The organism is Prolixibacteraceae bacterium (assembly GCA_019856515.1).
GTDB classification, from domain to species: domain Bacteria; phylum Bacteroidota; class Bacteroidia; order Bacteroidales; family Prolixibacteraceae; genus Halosquirtibacter; species Halosquirtibacter xylanolyticus.
Map to the genome: position 1 here is coordinate 638,682 of CP082230.1, position 24,112 is coordinate 662,793.

18 protein-coding genes are annotated in these 24,112 nt (G+C 35.4%); 6 read left to right on the forward strand and 12 right to left on the reverse strand.

What is annotated here, in order from left to right; all coding sequences use genetic code 11:
* Positions 1–148: 148 nt before the first annotated feature.
* The 4 genes from K5X82_02195 to K5X82_02210 form a co-directional block, all read right to left on the reverse strand.
* Entirely contained in the window at positions 149–625 is a 477-nt protein-coding gene (locus K5X82_02195; GenBank protein ID QZT37717.1) for a methylglyoxal synthase, read from the reverse strand.
* Positions 626–693: 68 nt separating this feature from the next.
* Positions 694–1,209, reverse strand: coding sequence for a flavodoxin domain-containing protein (locus tag K5X82_02200; GenBank protein QZT37718.1), 516 nt, complete (start codon positions 1,207–1,209; stop codon positions 694–696).
* A 4-nt stretch (positions 1,210–1,213) separates the two neighbouring features.
* Entirely contained in the window at positions 1,214–3,283 is a 2,070-nt protein-coding gene (locus tag K5X82_02205; GenBank protein ID QZT37719.1) for a 2-oxoisovalerate dehydrogenase, read from the reverse strand.
* A 2-nt stretch (positions 3,284–3,285) separates the two neighbouring features.
* Complete coding sequence (locus K5X82_02210) at positions 3,286–4,566, reverse strand: 2-oxo acid dehydrogenase subunit E2 (GenBank protein ID QZT37720.1); 1,281 nt, start codon at positions 4,564–4,566, stop codon at positions 3,286–3,288.
* Positions 4,567–4,677: 111 nt separating this feature from the next.
* Here K5X82_02210 and K5X82_02215 point away from each other — a divergent pair, with 111 nt between their 5' ends.
* Positions 4,678–5,880, forward strand: a complete 1,203-nt coding sequence (locus K5X82_02215) for a cation:proton antiporter (protein QZT37721.1) — start codon at positions 4,678–4,680, stop codon at positions 5,878–5,880.
* A 63-nt stretch (positions 5,881–5,943) separates the two neighbouring features.
* Here K5X82_02215 and K5X82_02220 read toward each other — a convergent pair whose 3' ends face one another.
* From K5X82_02220 to K5X82_02240, 5 genes are all read right to left on the reverse strand, one after another.
* Positions 5,944–7,029: a ketoacyl-ACP synthase III gene (locus tag K5X82_02220; protein QZT37722.1), complete on the reverse strand. Its 1,086-nt coding sequence runs from the start codon at positions 7,027–7,029 to the stop codon at positions 5,944–5,946.
* Between the two features lie 630 nt (positions 7,030–7,659).
* On the reverse strand, positions 7,660–10,170 hold the full coding sequence (locus K5X82_02225) for a hypothetical protein (GenBank protein ID QZT37723.1): 2,511 nt from the start codon (positions 10,168–10,170) through the stop codon (positions 7,660–7,662).
* Positions 10,171–10,174: 4 nt separating this feature from the next.
* Positions 10,175–11,410, reverse strand: a complete 1,236-nt coding sequence (locus tag K5X82_02230; GenBank protein QZT37724.1) for a competence/damage-inducible protein A — start codon at positions 11,408–11,410, stop codon at positions 10,175–10,177.
* 19 nt (positions 11,411–11,429) lie between these two features.
* Positions 11,430–12,005: a DJ-1/PfpI family protein gene (locus K5X82_02235; protein QZT37725.1), complete on the reverse strand. Its 576-nt coding sequence runs from the start codon at positions 12,003–12,005 to the stop codon at positions 11,430–11,432.
* A 7-nt stretch (positions 12,006–12,012) separates the two neighbouring features.
* Complete coding sequence (locus K5X82_02240) at positions 12,013–12,537, reverse strand: hypothetical protein (protein QZT37726.1); 525 nt, start codon at positions 12,535–12,537, stop codon at positions 12,013–12,015.
* Between the two features lie 306 nt (positions 12,538–12,843).
* Here K5X82_02240 and K5X82_02245 point away from each other — a divergent pair, with 306 nt between their 5' ends.
* The 4 genes from K5X82_02245 (at position 12,844) to K5X82_02260 (ending at position 20,167) form a co-directional block, all read left to right on the forward strand.
* Positions 12,844–13,269 (forward strand): hypothetical protein, encoded by a 426-nt coding sequence (locus K5X82_02245; GenBank protein ID QZT37727.1) that lies wholly within the window; start codon positions 12,844–12,846, stop codon positions 13,267–13,269.
* Positions 13,270–13,623: 354 nt separating this feature from the next.
* Positions 13,624–17,418 carry an efflux RND transporter permease subunit gene (locus K5X82_02250; protein QZT37728.1) on the forward strand — a complete coding sequence of 1,265 codons (3,795 nt, stop codon included), beginning with the start codon at positions 13,624–13,626 and terminating at the stop codon, positions 17,416–17,418.
* A 3-nt stretch (positions 17,419–17,421) separates the two neighbouring features.
* On the forward strand, positions 17,422–18,633 hold the full coding sequence (locus tag K5X82_02255) for a TolC family protein (GenBank protein ID QZT37729.1): 1,212 nt from the start codon (positions 17,422–17,424) through the stop codon (positions 18,631–18,633).
* Between the two features lie 7 nt (positions 18,634–18,640).
* Complete coding sequence (locus K5X82_02260; GenBank protein ID QZT37730.1) at positions 18,641–20,167, forward strand: efflux RND transporter periplasmic adaptor subunit; 1,527 nt, start codon at positions 18,641–18,643, stop codon at positions 20,165–20,167.
* A gap of 170 nt (positions 20,168–20,337) precedes the next feature.
* Here K5X82_02260 and K5X82_02265 read toward each other — a convergent pair whose 3' ends face one another.
* Entirely contained in the window at positions 20,338–21,042 is a 705-nt protein-coding gene (locus tag K5X82_02265; GenBank protein ID QZT37731.1) for a DUF2461 domain-containing protein, read from the reverse strand.
* A gap of 488 nt (positions 21,043–21,530) precedes the next feature.
* The gene (locus K5X82_02270) at positions 21,531–21,824 is read right to left on the reverse strand and encodes a hypothetical protein (GenBank protein ID QZT37732.1); all 294 of its coding nucleotides are present in this window, start codon (positions 21,822–21,824) and stop codon (positions 21,531–21,533) included.
* Positions 21,825–22,214: 390 nt separating this feature from the next.
* Here K5X82_02270 and K5X82_02275 point away from each other — a divergent pair, with 390 nt between their 5' ends.
* On the forward strand, positions 22,215–22,604 hold the full coding sequence (locus K5X82_02275) for a hypothetical protein (GenBank protein ID QZT37733.1): 390 nt from the start codon (positions 22,215–22,217) through the stop codon (positions 22,602–22,604).
* Positions 22,605–22,677: 73 nt separating this feature from the next.
* Here K5X82_02275 and K5X82_02280 read toward each other — a convergent pair whose 3' ends face one another.
* Positions 22,678–23,901: a hypothetical protein gene (locus K5X82_02280; GenBank protein ID QZT37734.1), complete on the reverse strand. Its 1,224-nt coding sequence runs from the start codon at positions 23,899–23,901 to the stop codon at positions 22,678–22,680.
* Positions 23,902–24,112 lie beyond the last annotated feature (211 nt).

Here is a 24,112-nt window from a genome sequence, read left to right on the forward strand (position 1 = left end):
CATAGATAGCATTTGTTCTAGTATATATGCTTTACTCAATATTTGGAGTATCACACTACTTAACATAACACATATTACATGACAATTATGTAAATAAGAAAAGCTAGGATATTATCCTAGCTTTTTTATATGTAATCAATGCTTTGTTCTATTTTGATTCAATGTCTCTTGTAATATAAGATGTATAATCTTTTACTTCTGGCTTATAGTCTTGATCGAATAGTGCTGAAGATATCATAAAATCAGCCGTTGCTCTATTAGAAGCTGTAGGCACATTATAAAGAACCGAGATACGTAGCAAAGCTTTCACATCCACGTCATGAGGCTGTGGCTCCATTGGATCCCAAAAGAAGATCACCATATCGATCTTTCCTTCGCAGATAAGAGCTCCTAGCTGTTGATCTCCACCTAGAGGTCCTGATTTTAGTCTTTTAACTGTAGGTGCAAAGAAATCGTTCTCTTGACATTTCTTTGTGATTGTCTCTTCAACTAAACGACCTGTTGTTCCTGTACAAACTAATGAATGCTGAGCAAGAGCCTTCCAATTCCAATCAACCCACTCAACAATGTCAGCTTTTCTATTATCATGAGCAACGATTGCTACATTCTTCTTTTTTCTGATCATAAGCTTACTTACTTAATTAGTGTCCTATATTCACAAACATAAGCAAAATATCACATACTGAAGAGCATTTAAAGAGTAAATTCTTTTAGAATCTGCTTACTCCAATCAGATAGTTTACGTTCCCAATCAGAATCTTCGACATTGAACTCTACTGGTAGACCTTTGAACTCGTCATTATCAATATAATAAGAGGTGTCAAAATGGTATCCTTTGGTTGAGACACAACCAATAATTTTAGCATCTCTTTTCTCCAACCATTCTGACAGAACACCAATTGCATCACAGAAATTATCTGGATAGTTCTTAGCGTCTCCAAGGCTATAGATAGCTACTTTTTTACCCTTAAATGATTGATCTTCTATAGATGGGAGAAATTCATCCCAATAAAATGGTATTTCCCCATCGAACCAAGTCGAAAGCCCCATTATCAGATGTTTATAATCCTTTAATTCTGATCCATCTGATTTGTCTATATCAATAGATTCAAGAGAAATGCCATCAGGCATCATCTCTTGTAGTATCTCAGCCACTTTTTGGGTATTTTTCCCTTGACTACTTGTTAATATTGCGATTTTCGCTTTCATAGAGTTAATACTTTAGGGTGTCAATAATAGCATCTTTAATCAATTGATTATTAGGAAGTGTAGCTTTTTCAAGTGCCGGATTAAAACCAACAGGTGTGAATTTTGCCCCTACTCGTTTTATTGGACCATCTAAATCCTCGAAACATGTCTCCATAACTTCAGATACAATCTCAGCTCCAAAACCTGAAAATACTTTATCTTCATGAATAACAATAGCCTTATTTGTCTTCTTTACAGATGCTTTTATCCCTTCAATATCAAGTGGGACTAAGCTCCTTAGATCAATAATCTCAATATTGTACCCTTCTTTTTCCAGTTCATTGGCAACTTCCATACACATAGGGACTGTATTCCCATATGTAATAACTGAAAGATCTTTACCTTCTTTTCTTACTCTAAGTTTTCCGAAAGGAACTTCAAAATCATCAGGTATAGAGGTGGCTGTTTTATCTGAATTATATAATGCCTTAGGCTCAAGGAACATGGTCATTCCTTTCGATCTAATCGATGTTCTTAATAGTCCTGCCGCATCGTCTGCATAGGATGGATAAACCACACGTACCCCAGGGAAAGTAGTTAAGCTACCTTCAATGTTTTGACTATGATATATACCACCACCGATATAACCTCCAGAAGCAAGTCTGATAGTCATATTTGGTGAAAATTTACCATTAGATCTCCAATAGTCGTGTGATGAATCAACAAATTGTTCCATCGCAGGCCAGAAGTAATCAGCAAACTCCGCTCCTTCTATTACCACACGAATATTCTGTTTTTTATATCGAGACATTCCGTTTGCCGTACCAACAATGTAGTCTTCTGCAATAGGCCCATTAAAGACTCGTCCTTTTCCAAATTCTGGTTGCATACCTTTAGCAACATTAAAGACTCCCCCCTTCTTTTTATTTGCCATATCTTGGCCATATAAAAAAGTCTCAGGATTATGTCTAAATTCAGCCTTTAAGGTCTCATTTAGAGCCTCTATAAGCTTCTTTTTAGGACCATCATATTGATGAGTACCATCAGGGTATTTTGTTGACACATAAGGTTCTGGAGTAACAAAGTCAAAGATACTTTCAGATGAAGGTCCTTTCTCAGTAATCACTTTTCTATGTGCCTTGTTTACAACATCTTTTGACTCTTGTTTTATTTGAGTTAGTTCCTCTTCTGTAAAATGACCATAACGTATCAGCATTCTTTCAAACTTTGCTAATGGATCATATGCTTTAGTATAAACTAGCTCATCCTCATCGCGATAAAGGTCATGACGATCACTATTTGAATGCGAATGAATACGGACACAGTTTGCATGAACAATACAAGGCATTTGATTCTCCTTAGCCCATCTATGTGCTTCAGACATCGCATTCATTGAATCAAAAACATCTTTACCATTACAATGTATAATACGAAGGTTCTTAAAGCCACGGAAATTGTCAGCAACTTTACGACGTGCCGTTTGATCTCTTTTTGGTACAGATATACCATAACCGTTATCTTGGAAGACAAAGATTACAGGAAGCTTCTCTTTGGATGCGCCATTAATTGCTTCGTAAACATATCCTTCAGAAACAGAACTCTCTCCTTGAGAACTCATCGCAACCCCGTCATCTTTATAGTATTTTAATGACCTGGCAACACCAACAGCATGAAGGGTATGATTTCCTGTGTTCGATGAAACATTCTCAATATTAATTTCAGGCTTAGCAAAATGGTTAGACATATGCCTTCCGCCACTCGATGGATCGGCAGCTTTAGATAATCCATTCAACAATAGCTCCTCTGCAGACATCCCCGCTGAGAGGCATGCAAGCATATCTCTATAGTACGGGAAATAATAATCTTGCTCTTTCTTAAACACTTGACCAATGGCCAATTGAATACCATCATGTCCAGCATATGGTGCATGATAGGACCATCCGAGTGCTTGCTTCAGATAATTAGGTGCTTTCTCATCAATAATACGACCAATTGTCATCAATCGGTACCAATGTTCTAGTTGCTTCTTTGGTGTTTTTCTAACACTAAACTCTTGAGGCACCTCAAGATCATGAAGTTTATTAATATCTTTCATATTTAGATTACATTAGGATTAAAGGACTCAATCTCTTTTACAATTTCTTGTAGAAACTTACCTGCTAGCATTCCATCAATGATTCTATGATCATGAGATAATGACAAGTACATTTTATGACGAATACCAATTACATCCCCATACTCTGTCTCAATTACAGCAGGAACCTTTTCAATATTTCCCAATGCAAGAATTGCGACTTCAGGTTGATTAATGATCGGTGTTCCAAATAGACCTTTGAAAGAGCCAAAATTAGTAAGAGTAAACGTACCACCAGTCATTTCATCAATACCAAGATTCTTTGAACGAACTTTATCAATAAGTTTGTTTACTTGTTTTGAGATTCCGACAGTATTAAGTTGATCACTATTCTTAACTACAGGAACAAATAGATCATCATCTTCCGTTGCTGCAGCAAATCCTACATTCACTTCATCTTTAAGAACAACCTTGTCTCCAACAATTGAACTATTTAGCTTAGGATAACTCCTCAAAGCCTTCGATACAATCTCAACAAAAATAGAAAGATATGAAACTGATACCTGATGTTTCTCTTTAATACCAGGATTCATTCTCTTTCGCCACTCAACTAATGGAGTAACATCTGCTTGAACAACCGTAGTCACGTGAGCAGAAGTGCTTAAAGAATCTACCATGCGTTGAGCAATAATTTTACGAGTATTTCCCATCTCGATTACATTGCCATCCAAAGCTGTAGAGTCTGTTACACTATTTGAAACAGGTGTTGACACCTCTTTTTTCGGTGCTGCTACCTTAGGAGCTTCAACTGGTGCAGTTGTAGTTTGGGTATTCGACGTTGTCTCTAGGTAAGCCAGAAGGTCTTCTTTTCGAATGCGCCCCCCTACACCACTTCCTTTAACTGAACGCAGATCTTCTTTAGAAAGGCCGTGATCTTTCATCATTTTCTTTACCAATGGAGATAAGAATTGCTTCTCATTTGCATCATCAGAAATAGTGGTGTTATCTTCAATTGCAGTGTTCGTTTCCTTATCAGCAGCGCTACCTTCATCATCCTCTTCTCCTTCGAGACGGATATCCATCAATAAGGTGCCAGCAGACAGTAACTCATCTTCGTCACAATAAATTTTTGTAACAACTCCAGCTACTGGAGAAGGTATTTCTGAATCCACCTTAGCAGTAGTGATTTCTACCAATAGATCATCTTCTTGAATCTCATCACCCTCGGATACTAAGATCTTTGAAATTGTTCCTTCTACTACACTTTCGCCTAGTTTAGGCATTAATATCTGATAAATTGACATAAACTATAATTTTAATATAGACACCACATAAACAACAGCAGACTATTTTTGTTCTATCTATATAGAGTTTTTTTAGACAAAATAAAAACAACAATCCTTAAACTATTATCAATGAACACATTCGCTATGTTGATAATATTATGCTTAGTGATAATATTATCTGCTCTATTTGGTGCTTTAAATAAAAAAACCAACTTTCCTACCGTATTAAGTTTACTTGTATTAGGCGTTGTGATGCAACATGTATTTAATCGATATGATTTGCATTTTGAGAAACAACAATTACTTGAGTTCTTAGGTAATGTTGGTATTATTTTCATCGTTCTTGAGGCAGCATTAGATTTAAAGATTTCATCAAAAAAGAGAACATTAATATCAAAATCTTTCTGGCTAGCACTAATATCACTTATTGGGTGTATGCTCGTTCTATCTACCTTATTTAAAGTGTTTCTACAAAACCTAGGTTGGGTACAGTGTTTATTATATGCCTTACCTTTATCATTAGTAAGTAGTGCCATTGTCATTCCAAGTGTTCATCATATGTCTGAAGAGAAAAAAGACTTTCTAATTTATGAGAGTACTTTCTCCGATATACTAGGGATTATGGCATTTTATTTCTTGGTAAATAATCTTGATGAAACTAGTGTATTAAAGGTTACAGTCAACATCCTTTCAAGTACAGTGTTAACGGTTGTCGTGTCTATTGTAAGTAGCTTAGTTCTATTCTATGTGTTTCATAAGATGGTACATCGACATATTCGCTTTTCGGTGTTTATAGCAGTACTAGTATTACTTTATGCATTAGGGAAATTATTTCATCTTTCATCACTATTATTAATCCTGATTTATGGTGTTTTATTAAGTAATCACAAAACGCTTTTAAATAAGTTTCATCTTCCTAGTGATTGGGTTGATCCCCACCTTTCAGATGAACTTCTCTCCCATTTTAAATTGATAACCGATGAAGGCTCCTTTATTATTCGAACACTATTCTTTGTAATATTTGGAATGTACTTATCCTTTGACGATATCTTCTCTCTACAGAATATGCTTATTTCAGGGTTATTTATTGCAGGTATATATATCATTCACTATATACTCTTGAAGATTTTCTTCAAGAAAAATATTACTCCCGAAGTTTATATTGCACCTAGAGGATTGATTTCGATTCTTCTTTTCTTCGCCATACCAAAGAACTATCTGATCGCTGAAATTGAAAGTAGTCTATTATTCATAGTTATCGTGGTCACTTCTGTAGTTATGGGATTTGGGTTAATGATACAATCAAAGAACAAACCAAAGCTTGAGTCTTAACTAAACTAAAATGGGGCTACTCACATTGAGCAGCCCCATTTTAATATGTAACATCATAACTCCTTATGGAATTCGATAAATTATAGAATTGACATTCATTCCAGCACCAACAGAGGTGAAAATAATATTCTGACCACTCTCTATAGATTGTCCTTCTATTTTATTTTTCTTAACCAAATCAAATAGCGTAGGCACAGTTGCTGTTGACGAGTTACCCAATTCGCGTATAGACATAGGCATAATTGAGTAATCTACTTCCTTCACTTTATATAGTTTATATACTCTTTCCAATATCGCAAGGTCCATCTTCTCATTGGCTTGATGAATAAAAACTTTGTTGATATCAGAAAGATCTAAACCTGCTTTGTCGATACTTTTCTTAACTACACCAGGTACAGTTGACAGGGCATAAACATAGATCTTATTTCCTTCCATTTTGATCACTTCTTCTGATTGATCATAGTCTGGATTCCAAGAAGATCCCATTTGAAGAGCATTACAATATTTGCCCCCATCTGAACGACTTTCATGAGCTAAGATACCTACTGGTACATCACTCTCTTTTGCTTCAACAACCACAGCTCCTGCACCATCAGCAAAGATCATTGTATCACGATCATGAGGATCAGAAACTCTTGATAATACATCTGCACCAATAACTAGACCTTTTTGGTAGAAACCAGCCCTAATATAAGCATCTGCGATAATCATAGCTTGTGTCCATCCTGGACATCCTGAAATATTATCATGACAAAAAGTCGAAGGATTCTTTATTGCTAGCTTGTCCTTTACTTTATTTGCTAATGAAGGCATGTTGTCAATACGAGTACTTCCACTCTTTACATCTCCAAAATTGTGTGCAACAATAATAAAGTCAAGGTTTTCCTTGTCTAATCCTGCATCGTCCAATGCAAGAATCGCGCTCTCCACAGCTAAATCTGATGCCGTCTGTTTCTCATCTACATAACGACGCTCTGCAATACAAGTGATTGCCTCAAATTTAGATGTAATCTCTTCACCTGGAGTATCAAAAGGAACTTGCTTCCCTGGCTGATAAAATTTATGATTTACAAATTCTTCATTCTTAACAACCCTAGGAGGAATTGAAGATCCAGATCCAGTAATAACTGTATATATTTTATTTTCCATAACCGCTGGACACGTTTAAATGTATAATCCTTTTTACCTATAAATACAACTAGAACCGTTTTTTGTGATTAATCTCATAACAAGGTCTCGAAATTAAACAAAACACGGTAATCGCTATTTCCATTTACGAAGATACAAAATAGATAAAAAACATACAGAGAAAAAAGAAGAGAATGCAAAAAAATAGCATTCTTTAGTAAAACTAGTCCATCCAATCGTTGATTATCCTTTTTTAGAATGATTCAGAATAATATTCAAAAAAATAATTCCTAGATACTTTTTAATATTATCAGCTCCTCTCAGACAACCAAAAGTTTGTATTAAAATAACGATTGAATCAAGTAATATGGGGTATCACTCTCCCAAATAATTTTAGAGAGTCAATATGGTGGTAATTGTGAATGTGTATATTGGAATAAACAATAGCCTTAAGATATTATATGGAGATCCACTGTCCTTTGCAGATCTTAATGACATACGGGATTTAATACCATAAAGCCCCCATTATAATACACGTTTGTATCATCTATGTACCCCCAATTGGGAATTGAGTATTAAAGAAACGACATAGAAAAAGGCATCACAACAAGTTGCAACGCCTTTTTCTTAAATTATATACGAATAATGGTATTAAAATAAACCTTTTAAAAGATTTCCGATTTCATTTTTCACTTTATTACCCGCTTTTTTCTCTAACTCTTTTTGTATCTGTTTTTTTGCCTTTGACAAGTCCACTTTTACTTTAGGATCATTAGTCGTACCAGTAATTTTCACCCCTATATTATACTCTTTAATGGAACTAGCTCCAGGAATGATATCCACAACAGACTTCACATCTCCAGATAGTTTATCTCTTTCAATTAAGAAGTCACATTGATAATCCATCTCTCCTTCTAAGTTTTGTGTACCATAGAAAGTAACTTTCTGTCCAGCAACTTTAGTATTAAATGGATGTAGTTTAAGATTACCATTAACCAAATCAAAATTGGCAGAGAATTTACTTACAGTCAAATGATCCGAAGATCCTTCACCTTGAATTAGTTTTGCAATCTCTTTTGTTGTTTTATCAGCCTTTAATGTAATTTCAGAAGAACTAATAACACCCTTTCCATTGAATGTTTTGAATTTAGGTGAGAAATCTTTTCCAAGAGCTCCACTAATTTTCATATTAGCAGAGATGTCTCCACTACTTTCTTTTGCAATAGGAGCATATTTTTGAACTGTCTGAGAAGCTCTATATGCCTCCGTAATCTGAATCTTATCAGCCTTAAAAGAGAAGTCAAAAGTAGGTTTTTCAGCGATTTGTGTATTAAAAGTACCACTACTAACCATAGAACCATTCCATAGTTTCATGGTTAGGTTACTCAAAATAGCCTTTTGATCAACAATCGTTGCTTTTCCAACAATATTTGAAACTAGAATATCATCATATTTTAAAGCAGCAATATTTAAGAATCCATCAAAATGTAATCCTTTGGGTATTTGAACCGCTTCAACTACAACGGTATCTTTTTGTGCCACCTCTTTCACTACTTCCTTGTTTTCTGTCTCACTATTCTCGTTTGAGACCATGATATTCATCCACGTTTTAGCATCGATCTGACGACTATTTACAGATAAATTACCCTTTAAAGTCTTATTCTTGAATAAATAAGGAAAGTAATTTTGTATATTCCCTGTAAATGTGATTACATCTTTTTGTACTTTCAGTTTTGTCTCTTGTAACGTAATCTTTTTTGCTGTCATATCCATTCCTGCTTTCGGAATTTCAACAGGATAACGAAGTGATGCATCTTTGTATTTCAAACCATTAACTCTTAAAGATCCAGCCATATAAAGTTGATCATACGCCTCTTTCTCAATTAGATCCATCGTCCCTTGAAGCTTCATATTTGCCGATATCTTTCCTTCAAGAACCTCTATCTTTACTGGAATCGACTTCTTTAATGTGGTAAGATTGATATCTCCAACTAAGGACGCTACAAAATTAGGGTTGCTCATTGGTTGTGTTACCGAGAATGAAGCTTTGATTGGTTGCTTTCCGATAACCATTGCAACAGAAGGAACATCCACTTTAGTAAGATCAAGCCCTCCTTGAGGTTTATCAATATGGAGACGTACTTCAATATTTTCCACGGATTCTGGAAGATCTTTATATTTTATACGACCATCTTTAACCTCTAAATTTACTCCAAACTTGGGAAATGTAGATGCATTGTAAACGCCTTCAACACTACTGCTAAAAGCCAATTTACCCGTCATATCCAGCCCTTCTAAATAAGATTTATACGCATCTGGAACTAAACCTAATAACTCTCCAAAAGAAGAGTGTGGACAACGTACTTTTATATTTGGCACATAGTTATCACCATCCATTTGGAATGTTCCTTGAGCTACCAAAGGAAAAGACTGGATCTTCATATCGCTCTCTACAATCTCAAAAAGCATCTTTTCAAAATTTGCTTTTACGGTAGTGGACAACGAAACAGGAACATGAGATAGATAAGCAACATTCTCATATTGACAGGTGACATTAGAGTTGCTCTCTAGAGACAACTTTGTATCCACTCCAGTCATCTTTCCTTTCAACTTCAAATTGAAGTTATTCATCACGAATTGAATATCTCCGCTATGATCTACATATGATAATGTTGCTTGATCAAGAATAACTTCCTCCATATTCACACCGAAACTACTGGTACTACTGGTCGTTTCAGTAGTGGCCTCTTCTTTCTCGCTACTACTTTTAACAATATCCCAATTGGCTTTACCATCTTTGGTTACCTCTAATGCAACATTTGGTTCGACCAATTCAAACTTTAGAATATCGAATGATTTTGCTTTCCATAAGCTTGACACATTGACATCTAATTCTAAGCGCTTTAAAGATACAATAGGTTGCTTAAAACTCTCTGTATTATTATGTACTAATTTAAAGTCATCAATACTCACATTCAAATGAGGAAAACTTTTAAATAGTGATAGCGAAAAATCTTCAGTATACAGTTTTGCATCCACATTATTCTCCACCAGTGTAATCACCTCTTCTTTAATACGATCTTTAAAAAAGAAAGGTAAAATAATCATCAATGATATAATACTGATAAGGATGATCCCACCAACTTTTAAGGCCTTTTTCATAAATCTACTTCTTCAAAAATTCGTTTCTTAATATATTTAAAGCTGTCATGGTTGTTCTACGAATGACACGCTCACGGTTCTGTCCAAAATGAAAACATTTAGAGACAATTTTACGACGATTCCCTACTGCAATCCAAACCGTTCCTACGGGTTTATCTTCGGTCCCTCCTGTTGGTCCAGCGATTCCAGAAGTAGCAATAACCAAATCGGTATCGAATTTATCTACAGCACCTCTGACCATCTGCACTACTACAGGTTTAGATACTGCTCCAAATTCATAAATATGTTCTGCTGCAACAGATAACTCCTCCATCTTTATCTCATTATCATAGGCCACTAAACCTCCTCTAAAATACGCAGAAGCACCAGCTATTTGAGTGAAACTGTGTGCTATATGGCCACCTGTACAGCTCTCAGCAGTTGCGAGTGTTAGATTTTGCTCTGTTAACATCTGAGCAATTACCTCAGCCAAACTTTGATCTTCTTCACCATATACAAATTTGCTATATTGATTCTTAAGATATTCAACTTGACTCGCTATCTCTTGTTTAAGTGTATCATCTCCATCGTAACAGCTTAAACGTAGTCGAACTCCATTTAGGCTAGGTAGATAAGCCAATGAAATTTGATCATAAAGGTTCTTCTCCCAATCTTCTAATATTATTGCCAATTCCGATTCTGGAACACCCGTAGTCAATACGGTTCGATGATAAACACTCTTTAATTGAAAGGTTCTCTTCAGAAAAGGAATAACATCATCCTGCATCATCTGTTTCATTTCCAAGGGAACACCAGGCATAAAAAAGAAATGTTGATTTCCTTTTACCATATGCATTCCAGGAGCTGTTCCCTTACTATTTGCAATGATACGACAACCTCTTGGAACCAATGCTTGTGCACGATTCAACGGATTCATATCTAAGTTTAACGATTTAAGCAATGCTTCTAATGCAAGATAATACTCTTCATCTAAGTAGAGTTCTGTGTTAAAATATTTTGCCACAGTATCTTTTGTGATATCATCGTTAGTAGGACCAAGCCCTCCTGTTACTAAAATAATATCCATCTCAGCATCATCTAATTCTTTAAGAATATCCGATTCTGTGTCACGAATAGAGGTGATCCTATTTACTGCTACCCCAATCTCATTCAGTTTTTTACCAATCCAAGCGGAATTGGTATCTATCACTTGACCTATTAATAATTCATCACCAATCGTGATAACTTTTGTTTGAATCATATTTTTTGAATAAAACTATTTATGCTTGCCAAACTCCATACTTAAAAAGTTGGTACCATTTCTCTCGGGCTTCCTCATCCATTATGTCTAGAGATTGGAATATTTGCTTCGCAAACTCAATTGGAGCAATCCCACTAGCAGTAATAATACGATCAGAAGAGACAGATAATAATTCTTGATACAGTTTATCGCCATTGTAACAAGGCACCGATTGTTTTAGATAAGCAAGAGCATTACTTGTATGATTAATATCGTTAAGAAGTCCTATTTGGGCCAATCCTATTGTTGCACCACAAATAGCTGCGACTCTACCCCCTTGATCCAATACTCTTCGAATTAAATTCAATATTATTTCATCTACACCCGATTCCCAAATAGGACCTCCAGGAAGTATCAACATAGAGACAGTCTCCATATTCAATTCAGAAAATGGAAATAAACCCTTAACTAATAAGCCACCCATGGAAGTTACAGAATCTCCATGAATTGAAACATATTGGAGTGTAACATCTCTATTTTTCTGCAATTCAGGCGTCAAAAATGAGATTTCCCAATCGGAATAGCCATCAAATAATAAGACAATAACTCTCTTCATATCACCTTTAATAATAGTAAGTCTCTAGTCCTTTGTAATAATTATCAAATACAGTCTTTTCTATCTCCCCTTTATTATTCCATAATGGTGATACCGTCGGGTTACTAGGATATTTGCCATTATTAAATTCCATTAAATAGGATTTCCCTTTACTATTTATGACCAAATCATTCCATCCTTGATGTTTGCTTTTTAATATTTTGAAGGGGACATCGCTAACGGTAAATTTTTGTTTAACATTTAACTGATCATCTAATAAAAAGAATGTGCATCCTCCCGAACCACAATAGTTCATATTGGGAATCCCAACAAACACTTCTTCTTTTCCGTCTCCATTTAAATCAACGGGAGCATATCTAAAACGACGATCCTCTTTTTTTGTGTAATTATCTCCTGCAAATGATGCAATTTTCTTAGATAATAATTCGACATTTATTTTCTGAGGATGTTCGTTTTTCTTCTTATTAGCTTGCTTACATGCAAGCACTCCAAATGTTAATAAAAATCCTACTAGTAGCTCTTTTCTCTTCATGATTCACAAAACTTTTTCTTGTTTTGTGAATGTACCAAAAAAAGAGAAAAAATGGCGACTCACACTTACTTTTTTGTATTCTATTTAACGATAAAAACACAGGTGCTTCATTATAAGACTAATGTTTTTGAATATAGTAACATGGAAAAAAGCCATTCTTTTGATTGTAAATATTCAACTAACAATTTAGTTTCAATAAATATCATTATCAATTAAAGAGTGTTTCTTGTTATTTAACAAAAAAACGAACAACATAAAATTGCAAATCAGTTGGATTATTTAGATATTGCGTTCAGAAATAGAAAAATGAAATATTTTTTAGTCACGATATTATCCATTACGATGATGCTTTCTCAGATGAGTATCTCCATCGTATCACATTTTTGTCAAGGCAGAAATGTGAATACAGTGATGTCTTTTCATGCTCCTATTTCCTTTTGCAACATGAATTCGGTCAAGCATACTGGGGAAACATCAATAAGCACAGAAAAAAAACAAGTTACAACCACCCCATGTTGTGAAAATCATATCAAGAAAGTTCAGACCGATAAAAAGCATATACAAGAAAGTATTCATCTTACGCCAGTACAACAGATAACACTATTCTTATTGGCTCAATGGATATATGAGACATCACTTGAAGGAGATGAATATCGATGGTCTCAATTTCTTGTACTCCCCCCTCTTCTTAAAAAGAGTAGGCAGGTCCTATTCCAGACATTTCTTCATTAAATATTGATCGTATAACGTTGTTTGATATTACACAAACAACCATGTGACATTATTTGTGTAATATCAATTACATTTTAAAATGAGCGATAAAAACTTGTGAATATGTTTTGCACAAAGCAATAAATTGAAGCATGGTCTTTTTCCTCAGTGTTTTCTTATCGATGCATAAGTAGAGTAGAACACGTGGATATAGCTTATTTAAACATGTTATTGGTAGAATACACCTACACACTTCTTCATTTTTTAATGGAGGAGTGAGCTACTCATATTTTTCATCTTATTGATCTAATAAACAATGAGATAAAAACATATGTTCCAACAATAATATATACGATCATTTTTAAAATTCAAAAAATGAAGAGAGTAATAAACTTCTTCCTTAGCAATCGCCTATTTGTATGGTTGCTAATTGGAATTATAATAGCTATTGGTCTCGCTGTCTCCCCATTTACAGATGACAGCCACACCTCATCAGCCAAAGTCGCCGTAGATGCAATCCCTGATATTGGAGACAATCAACAAATCATATATACAAAGTGGTCTGGACGTTCTCCACGAGATATCGAAGATCAAATCTCTTATCCATTAACGACAACACTTTTAGGTATTCCTGGTGTAAAAACAATTCGTAGTGCCTCGGCATTTGGATTCTCTACAATTAATATCATTTTCACAGATGATGTAGACTACTATTGGAGTAGATCAAGAATCATTGAAAAATTGAACTCTTTACCACCCAATACCCTTCCTTTAGGAGTAAAACCGAATCTTGGCCCTGATGCAACAGGCTTAGGTCAAGTGTTTTGGTATACATTAGAAGGACAAGATCCCAAAGGTGCAAATACAGGAGGTTGGGATCTATCAGAATTACGCTCTATTCAAGACTATATTGTAAAATATGGACTTATGGGAACAACAGGAGTCTCCGAGGTAGCATCCATTGGGGGCTTTGTTAAAGAGTATCAGATAGATCTCAATGTTGAAGCGATGCAAGCTTATCGAATTGGCATAAAAGATATTGTAAAAGCAGTAAAAGAGAGCAATATAGATGTTGGAGCCCAAACGATGGAGATTAATAAAGTAGAATACTTTATTCGTGGATTGGGATATATACAAAATGTTGATGATCTAAAGAAAACAGTAATTAAAACGGATCAATTAGGAACTCCTATATTTCTAAATCAAATTGCAAATATATCCCTCGGACCAGCCAATCGTAGGGGAATACTTGATAAGAATGGCGTTGAAGCTGTGGGAGGTGTCGTTGTGGCTCGATATGGTGCAAATCCCATGCAGGTATTGAAAAATATTAAAGAAAAGATTTCTGAGATATCTCCTTCTCTCCCATCTAAAGAGCTGTCTGATGGAACGATGTCTCAAATAAAGATTGTACCATTTTACGACCGTAGCAAGTTAATACAAGAGACACTATTCACTCTAAAAGATGCGCTCTATCTAGAGATAATTATCACGATTCTTGTAGTCGTTATTATGCTTCAAAATTTAAAAACATCGTTAATTATCTCTACACTACTTCCCTTATCTATTCTATTGGTATTTATTGCGATGCGTTATTTCAATATTACCGCCAATATCGTTTCTCTCTCGGGTATCGCTATTGCAATTGGAACACTTGTTGATATTGGTATTGTTTTAATTGAGAATCTAATAAAACATATCTCTTATCCAGAAAACAAAGGGAAAAAGTGGTTTGATGTGGTATTACAATCTACTCATGAAGTAGGTAGTGCTATACTGACATCTATTGCAACGACTATTGTGAGTTTTATTCCAGTATTCTCTCTTCAAGCCGCCGAAGGCAAACTCTTTCATCCGTTAGCCTTTACTAAAACTTTTGCATTGATAGGTGCATTATTGGTCGCACTATTCATTTTACCTACCCTTAGCTACTATTTCTTTAGAAGAGATTTTGAAAAAAAACAGATACAACAAAAGCAGCAGATGCTTTTTGCTGGAATACTGTTTGGTCTTGGACTATTCACTCTTTACCTATCGATATCTTGGATATGGTCTGCTGTGGCCTTCTTTTTTGCAGTCATAACTCTTGCTAAAGCCAAGTATCCAAGCAAAGAGAAAAAGATTAATATTGTGCTTCAAATAGCAGTGATAATTGGGATCACCATCATGTTAGGCATCGAATGGAACCCTTTAGGATACGAAAGGTCTTCATTTCAAAATATTCTATTCGTAACCATTCTTATAGGGACTATTATGGGGGCATTCAAACTCTTTGAACACTATTATCCTTCAATATTAAATTGGTGTCTCAAGAATAAGAAAAAATTTCTAGCTATTCCTCTTACGCTTATTGCCACTGCATGGATGACATGGGTAGGCTTCGAGAGATCTATTGGATATCCTTTTTCAAAAAATCAAACCATAACCCAATCGTCCTTATATCAATCAATGACAGAACACTTTCCAGGCATTGGAAACGAATTTATGCCAGCACTTGATGAAGGAGACTTTTTATTAATGCCAACCTCAATGCCTCATGCAGGTGTTGCTGAGAATAGACGTGTTCTACAAGAGTTAGATTTGAGAACAAATAATATACCTGAAGTTGACGGGGTACTTGGGAAAGCAGGACGTGTAAATTCTGCTTTAGATCCTGCGCCACTATCCATGTATGAAAACATCATTCACTATAAGAGTAAATTTGCGAAAAATCAACATGGTGAAGTACTCCGGTTCAAAATAGATCAAGACAATCGATTTATAACAAGAGAGCATCAACATATTGCAGCAGATAGCGCCTTTAACTACCCCATTTCATCATTTATTCCAGACAATAAACACGGAAAACCATTACGACAATGGCGCTCCAATATAAATAGCAAAGAAGATATATGGGCCGAAATAACTAAAGCAACCAAATTACCAGGAGTAACTTCAGCTCCTAAGTTACAACCCATCGAGACCCGACTAATCATGTTGCAAACAGGGATGAGAGCATCTATTGGTATAAAAGTATTAGGGAATCAACTCGACAGTATACAGGCATTTGGATTAGCACTAGAGCAGACATTGAAGGAGGTCCCGCAAATCGTCTCAACCTCTATATTTGCCGACCGTATCGTGGGCAAACCATACATGTTGATTAATTGGAATCGCCAACAACTAGCACACTATGGTATCTCTATCGGTGAGGCCCAAAAACAACTCGAAATCGCAATCGGTGGTATACCATTAGAAAAGAGTATTGAAGGACGCGAACGTTACGATATCCGTGTACGTTATAGTAGAGACGATAGAAAAGACCCCGAAGCCCTAAAACGTCTCTTGATAGCAAATACCAAAGGGAAGATGTACCCTATTGGACAAATTGCAACCATTGAATATGAGGCAGGTCCACAGATGATAAAGAGTGAGGATGGGTTCTTAATTAGCTATGTAATTTTTGACAAACAAAATAATATTTCAGAAGTAGAAGCTGTCGAAGCTGCTCAGGACTATATCAAAAAGAAAATAGATATGGGGGTACTCCACGTTCCTTATGGAGTACATTATAAGTTCTCGGGAAACTACGAAAATCAAATACGTGCCTCCCGTCGATTAGCAATTGCAGTTCCTCTTTGTTTGGCTTTAATATTCATTATCCTATACCTTCAATTTAAATCTGTTGATACTGCCTTGATGGTATTCACAAGCATAACTGTAGCCTTTTCTGGTGCATTTATTCTCATTGGTCTCTATGGATCTACAAACTTCTTAGATATCAATATATTTGGGGTTCAACTCAACGAAATATTTCGAATTCACCCTATCAATTTAAGTGTCGCTGTTTGGGTCGGTTTTATTGCCTTATTCGGAATTTCTACTGATGACGGTGTACTATTGGCAACCTATCTTGATCAATCGTTTAAGAAAAACAAACCAAAAACAAAGGACGAAATACACCAGGCAGTTTTAATGGCTGGGAAAAAACGTATTCGTCCAGCCTTAATGACAACGGCCACAACTATACTTGCATTACTACCTGTGATCACCTCGACAGGACGTGGTGCTGACATAATGCTCCCGATGTCTATTCCATCTATCGGAGGAATGATTATCGCACTGATTGCTGTTTTTATTGTTCCGGTCCTTTATAGTTGGAGAGCTGAAATATCACTTAAAAAGAAATAAGTTATGGAAAGACTTAAATACATATTGGCTATCACGATCTCAATATTCTGCATGTCGACCAAAGCACAAAGCTTAAATGAGTATATCGATATAGCTCTTAAGCAGAATCAACAGCTGCAAGCCAAACAAAATATGGTCGATCAAAAGAGAAATGATGTTGATGCCACAGGTTTACTAAACGATCCGATGATCACGGGAGGATACTACATTAATCCTGTTTCTACGAAGGTTGGTAATATGCAAGGGCAAATTGGACTAGAACAACAACTCCCTTGGGTAGGTACATTAAAAACAGAGAGGCAACTATCCAAAAGCAAAATTACAATGGAACAACGTAGTCTCGATGAGGTCATTCGCAATATTATATATCAAACAAAATCCACTTATTATGAAGTGATGCGCCTACAGATTGATCTAGGTCTATACAAACAAAACCTTAAAATCTATCAAGAGCAACAGCAATGGCTTTCTCAACAGGTGGCTAATGGTGAGGCTTCTAATGTCGACCTTCTTCGATTGCAACTTCAAATCGAAGAACAGAGAACAAAAATTGAAGTGATACAAAACCAAAAGAGTGCATCTGTTGCAAACTTCAATGCACTATTGAACCGCACACCGGAAGCACTAGTCTTAACGCTTGATCATTGGGATGAATTAAATTTTTATAATCAAACTATCGAAAATCATCCTATCATTGAGACACTGGAAGCCCAAGAGCAGTCCTTAGTTATTCAACAGAAATTAATATCTAAGAGACAGATGCCAATGATTAATTTAGGTCTAAACTACACCTTTATCAACCCATATTCTGGAACGAATATTTCAGGCAACGGTGATGATGCCTTGATGATAAAAATGGGTATAACACTCCCCTATTTTTCATCAAAAAAAGCCAAAGCACAACACAAAAGTGTCTCCTCTATTCAAAAGAGTATTAGTTCACAAAAATTAAACCAGTATAACACCTTAAAGGCACAATGGATTAAAGGTGTTAAAATGTTATCAAACAAAAAGAAACAGATCGCTTTAAACCAAAAGCAGATCCATATTACTAAGAGTGCATTAAAGCTTATACGAACAGAGTATCTGACCAATAGCACTCCCTATATTGAACTTTTACGATTAGAACAACAACTTCTAACCTATCGTATTTCTCTTTCCAAAAACCAAGAAGAGGCACATCAGTTAAATGCAAAACTTGAATATTTAAAATAAAGAACCAATGAAAAATATATATATCATCATCATTACTACATTAGTACTAGGTATACTAATAGGTCGTCAATTTAAAAGTAGTGAAGTGATTCATAATCACAAACACGACACAACACATATTGAGAAAAAACAATCCAAAGATATTTGGACTTGCTCAATGCATCCACAAATACGTCAAGATCATCCAGGTGATTGCCCTATCTGTGGCATGGATCTAATTAAATTGGTCGAGGACAACCAAAGTGATTCTGTCAATGAAGATCAAATAAGCTTATCTCCTGCATCTCTAAAACAAGCTCAGGTGGAAACATTTAAGGTGAGTATGATGAAACCGATAAAAACACTTTCGTTATCTGGTCGAATCGTTTCAAACCCTGAAATCGATAAAACACAGAGCATACATGTCTCGGGTAGAGTTGAAAAACTTCATGTCACTTATCCTGGGCAATATATAAAGAAAGGACAAACGATTGCCCTATTTTATGCCCCTGAGTTGATAACGGCACAAAGAGAATTAATAGAATCCGAAAATCAACCTCTGCTAAAAAAAGCTGCGATGGCTAAGCTTAAACAGTGGAAAATATCTAATCGCATCATCAACAAGATCATTCAAAACAGAACAATCATCGAAAATTTCCCAATACAATCAGAATATGCTGGGTATATTACTCGAATAGCAGTTAAAGACGGGGACTATTTAAAAGAGGGCCAAAAACTCTTTGAATTAAACGACTACAGTACCGTATGGGCACTATTCGACACATATAATCAAGATCAAAAATGGTTGCACATTGGAGATACTGTTGAATTTCATAGCAATGCATATTTGGGAGAATCCCAAACAGCAAAAATATCATTTATCTCACCTGAAGCGGACCATATGAGCCACACCTCTTATGTTAGAATCAAGCTAAAAAATAGAGATAATAGATGGAAACCCAATATGTTTATCGAAGGGCAAATAAAAAGTAAAGCCAAACAACCAGTACTATCTATTCCCGAAACAGCAGTTCTTTGGACGGGAAAACATTCGGTAATATATGTAGAAAAATCTATCGGTAATTATATACCTCGAACCATCACTATAGGTAATAAGTACGACCACTATTATCAAGTTCTAAATGGCCTGAACATGGGGGAAAATGTTGTAATGAAAGGTACATTTACGATTGATGCGAGTGCCGAACTGTCCCACAAACATAGTATGTTAAACCCACCTAAAGGAACACATCAAATGACAAACAATAACCATCAATCTCACAAGATGAAAATGAAAACTATCACCATGAAAGTTAGTGGTAATTGTGGCATGTGTAAAACAACTATTGAAACTGCAGCCAACTCTTTAAAAGGGGTACATCACGCAGAGTGGAGCAAAGAGACCAAAGAACTTACGCTTCACTATATGCCAAAGATGGTAACTCTAGATCAAATTGAAAAAGCCATTGCTACAAAAGGCTATGATACTCCAAATCATATAGCGGATAAAAATATATACGATGCACTCCCCGCTTGTTGCCATTATAGAAATTAATACGGTTTGGGAAAAGTGTTCCAAAGAGAATCCTTTTCCCAAACCTACTCTCCTTTAAAGCAATATGCCCTGTAAATAATCAATTTTCTAGGTTATAGATACAAAAAAAACAACTAACAATGTAGTTATATAGATGTTAATTATATCGTTATAGACAAGCATTAAACCTATTAGTTGCGTTTCTTTATTTGTGGAGGAATAAAAACGTACTCTTCTAATGCCTCATTAATAAAACGATTTAAAGGTACGACCTCTTTAAAAACAGAAACGATCTTATTCAAGAACATTTCTGTATCATTGACCATATCTTCGTCACAGTAATATATTACATCAAACTCCTTCTTTTTTAATATCTCAACATAAGGATTATCAGCACTATAACCTTTGGGGAAACGCTTCAAACTCTCCCCTTCAAGACCTCGTGGAAATATCTCTTTAAATGTTGGAGCTTCAATAATATTGATCAGTTCATCCCCAAATTCAGAGATATGCTTTCGCACTAACTTCAATGCATCACTTGGAGGACAATGTAAGCCGCCCGCAACAAGTGTTTGCCCTCCTGGTTCAATTTGAAAATAATACCCCGCTTTCATTGATTTCTTGCCACCACAAACAACATATGCCCCCATAGATCTCTTATAGGGTGTCTTATCATGGCTAAAACGTACATCTCGATGAATACGAAAAATACAATCTTTGGCTTCAAGCGATCCAATGGTAGAGTCAAATTGATTCGTTCGAACAATAACTTCATCCGTTAAACGCATGAATTCAGCTTTCGCTCTTTCATAACGACTCTTATTGGCCGTCATCCACTCTCTACTATTATTTTGTTGTAAATCAACTAAGAATTCATAAATAAATTTCGTGTCCATATAATCTAGGCTTTATTTAAAATCAATACAAAATATAAAAAAGCATGCAGATATAAAAATCCCATCATGTAGATAGCAAATATTCAACTAATAACATAGTTGCTAATTCAGACAACATTCATTTTACAACATCAAACCAAATACACTAACACGTAAAAAACAAAAATAGCGGGGAACGCTGCTAGATTAACGCCCCCTTATCCATTAAATATACAGTAATGCGTAGTTTGTGCCAATGCCTTGGCACGTAAGGAAAACGTTATTCCCTCAGAGTTATCGGCAGACGACGCTTACCTGTCAATAGCTGTTGCATCAAATGGTAACCACATGGCGTGCCAATGAATTGGCACAAACTAAGCTCCATTTTCCATAAAACTCCTCATCCATTCAACATACAGTAATTGCATAAAAATTCAAGTTGTTTTTGAAATGAGATGGTTATTTTTTAAATTTGAATATATCAGAAATTTAGCAATCGGATGAATTCATCACGTTATACATAATAACCGTAATGCAGGGTAAAACTGCAATGTTTTGCATAACCCGAACCATATACCTGCTAAGTATCTACTCCCACCTTTGTCCATGTTTTGACCATGATTCGTCCATGGTTCAGGCATCGAAACCCCCGAAATCGATGGACAAACCATGGACGAATCATGGATGAACCATGGACAAAGGTAGGAGGAAGTACCTGTCAACCCACTAGCAGATACTGAAGAAGGCATAAAAAGATAGCTTGATTGCTTAGCGTATGATGAAATTGCAAATAGCAAATTCATTATCATCAATTTTTCGTAAAAGTAAAACCCCACTATTACAGCCAAAAGTTTCCCTGATCCACATTTGTGAACCTGCTATTGAAACTCAGTATAGAGATGATTATGTAGTGGATTAAAACTGTAGTCCTTTTCCCCTCAACAATGGGATAAATTGTAAAGAGTATTCTATTTCTTCTTCAGCTGGTTCCAATTTTTAATTCTCGTATGTATCGGATTGCAATATACTAACTAACTATTTAGTTCTATGTGATTATATATCTTATAACTTAAAACAATCCATAAAATAATGATCTCTATTTTTTTTATAAAAATGAAGATCATAGATGAACATTGTTTTATGGAGGATGTTATAATAGTAAAGAGATTTTAATCAAACAAAGCTTTAAGGTTATGGATATATTATCAAATATCGAGGCATTGCACCTTGAGCATAAAAAGTGGCTAGAGAATGTAAAATTTTATCGTGACTTGGTAGAATTGTATAGTGCCCATCTTATGCGATTATCTGGACTGAATATTGAAGATAAAGAATTTAAGAAACAGCTTGAGGTGCTACAAAATGAATTAATTATTGAAGAATCACAACTCAGTGATCTACATCACTTTATTGATAGAGATGAGAAGAGCTTAAAGTATATATCTCCTGATGCAGCGATGAAAGACAAAATCCGTTATTTTAATAACCATTTGGACTTGAATGACAAGATGGAACGTTTTTATTGTCTTTTTAATGAATTAAAGAAGAAGTATTTACGTTTCTGTATTAAATGGCAGAAATAATGAGAAGCACCCACCTATTTGTTCCATAGAAGATAAGTAGGATGCATTAAGTAATAGCATTGTACCGATTGTTTTATTTGATGGGGCTACAGATCATGTAGCATGCAAAAAGGGTTGAAGGGGTAGGCTCAATTAGGGCTTTATACCCCTTCCTTATTTTGCCTTCATTATCGATCTCTAATGGATATTTTTGTTTCATGATACGATCAAATTCCATAGGATCTTGTCTTCCTAAACGTTCTACTTTCCAAAAACCGTTCACATTATTGGGAAGTCGTTTTCTCAATGCCAATGTCACCGTCCCCATATTATACCGCATATTCATTTCGAGACATGGCTGTAGTCTCATATTTCCTTTTGCATCTTTTAATAAGAGTAGATCTACTCCAATAATCCCTTGATATATATTGGTTAGGTTATGGATATAAAAAGCAGAAAGAAGGTCCTCCACACATTGTTTGATATGGTTCTGAACAAACTCTTTCTGTTGGTCTTCCATCTCTTCGGGGAAAGGTTGCAGATTATTCCCTTCGTATTGTCCATTCTCTAGGGTAAAAAAAGATGCCTGACCTAAATAATCTATTTGATTGTTTTTTACTTCAAAATGAAGAGATAGGTCATATAGCTTATTCACTTTCTTTTCGACCATTAAGTAGCCATGTGTTTTCAACGCACCATCTATCCATTGGTTATATGTGTCATGAATTTTATCGTCGTGTAGAAAAATCATTCCACGTCCAGAAGAGCTTAATGGCGTTTTCACGACAATATTGCCATGTTGCTGAAAATGCTGGTGTACCTCGTCCCTTTTGGTGATGACCATAGGAATATCATTTTTATCGATATAGATCTTTTTTTGCGTGCTATTCGATAGTAGTGTCTTTAGTATATCCCGGGCAAATACTCGTGAATAGACCTCTTTATATGATGTTTCCCATTTTTGTTCGAATGGGTGTAGAGAGATATGTCTCTTCAGAGAGTCTAATTTATGGTGCATTCTAGGGCTCCATCCCCACGGTGCAAGTTTTTGTTTTGAATTGATCGTTTTAGAAGCGAGCATTTGCTGGGTCTCTTGCATGGAGTGTATTCTAATATTGGGAAGGTGAAGCACTTTTAAGGACTCAATGAATTTATCAGAGGGTTTCTGCTCCATTAATAATATATCCCCTTCTTCACCAAAATAATATGGTAGGAAAGAGAGATCTCGTTCAAAATCCCTAAGATGTTTTGCTGGGGTATAGCTATGCAAACCATTGGCTATTTCCAGTTCATTGGTTGCAGAGAATATATATATCATATTAGAGTTGTTCTTTGTTATTCGACAGACCCCAAAGATACAACCATCAAGGAGATGAAGAGATTCTTTAGTATAAAAGTTTTTTTCCTTTTTTATTTTCGTCGCACTTTACTCTATATTTTTTGTCGTTGAGCCAGCCTAAAACTAAGGTAAATCTCTAATAATATGATATTTAGATTTCATATCATCGTTTTTTATGAAAGGGAGTTTA

What these genes read in the sequence shown, in the direction of transcription:
- K5X82_02195 (QZT37717.1), bottom strand. Translation starts at nt 625, where the DNA reads ATGATCAGAAAAAAGAAGAATGTAGCAATCGTTGCTCATGATAATAGA.
- K5X82_02200 (QZT37718.1), bottom strand. Translation starts at nt 1,209, where the DNA reads ATGAAAGCGAAAATCGCAATATTAACAAGTAGTCAAGGGAAAAATACC.
- K5X82_02205 (QZT37719.1), bottom strand. Translation starts at nt 3,283, where the DNA reads ATGAAAGATATTAATAAACTTCATGATCTTGAGGTGCCTCAAGAGTTT.
- K5X82_02210 (QZT37720.1), bottom strand. Translation starts at nt 4,566, where the DNA reads ATGTCAATTTATCAGATATTAATGCCTAAACTAGGCGAAAGTGTAGTA.
- K5X82_02215 (QZT37721.1), top strand. Translation starts at nt 4,678, where the DNA reads ATGAACACATTCGCTATGTTGATAATATTATGCTTAGTGATAATATTA.
- K5X82_02220 (QZT37722.1), bottom strand. Translation starts at nt 7,029, where the DNA reads ATGGAAAATAAAATATATACAGTTATTACTGGATCTGGATCTTCAATT.
- K5X82_02225 (QZT37723.1), bottom strand. Translation starts at nt 10,170, where the DNA reads ATGAAAAAGGCCTTAAAAGTTGGTGGGATCATCCTTATCAGTATTATA.
- K5X82_02230 (QZT37724.1), bottom strand. Translation starts at nt 11,410, where the DNA reads ATGATTCAAACAAAAGTTATCACGATTGGTGATGAATTATTAATAGGT.
- K5X82_02235 (QZT37725.1), bottom strand. Translation starts at nt 12,005, where the DNA reads ATGAAGAGAGTTATTGTCTTATTATTTGATGGCTATTCCGATTGGGAA.
- K5X82_02240 (QZT37726.1), bottom strand. Translation starts at nt 12,537, where the DNA reads ATGAAGAGAAAAGAGCTACTAGTAGGATTTTTATTAACATTTGGAGTG.
- K5X82_02245 (QZT37727.1), top strand. Translation starts at nt 12,844, where the DNA reads ATGAAATATTTTTTAGTCACGATATTATCCATTACGATGATGCTTTCT.
- K5X82_02250 (QZT37728.1), top strand. Translation starts at nt 13,624, where the DNA reads ATGAAGAGAGTAATAAACTTCTTCCTTAGCAATCGCCTATTTGTATGG.
- K5X82_02255 (QZT37729.1), top strand. Translation starts at nt 17,422, where the DNA reads ATGGAAAGACTTAAATACATATTGGCTATCACGATCTCAATATTCTGC.
- K5X82_02260 (QZT37730.1), top strand. Translation starts at nt 18,641, where the DNA reads ATGAAAAATATATATATCATCATCATTACTACATTAGTACTAGGTATA.
- K5X82_02265 (QZT37731.1), bottom strand. Translation starts at nt 21,042, where the DNA reads ATGGACACGAAATTTATTTATGAATTCTTAGTTGATTTACAACAAAAT.
- K5X82_02270 (QZT37732.1), bottom strand. Translation starts at nt 21,824, where the DNA reads ATGAATTTGCTATTTGCAATTTCATCATACGCTAAGCAATCAAGCTAT.
- K5X82_02275 (QZT37733.1), top strand. Translation starts at nt 22,215, where the DNA reads ATGGATATATTATCAAATATCGAGGCATTGCACCTTGAGCATAAAAAG.
- K5X82_02280 (QZT37734.1), bottom strand. Translation starts at nt 23,901, where the DNA reads ATGATATATATATTCTCTGCAACCAATGAACTGGAAATAGCCAATGGT.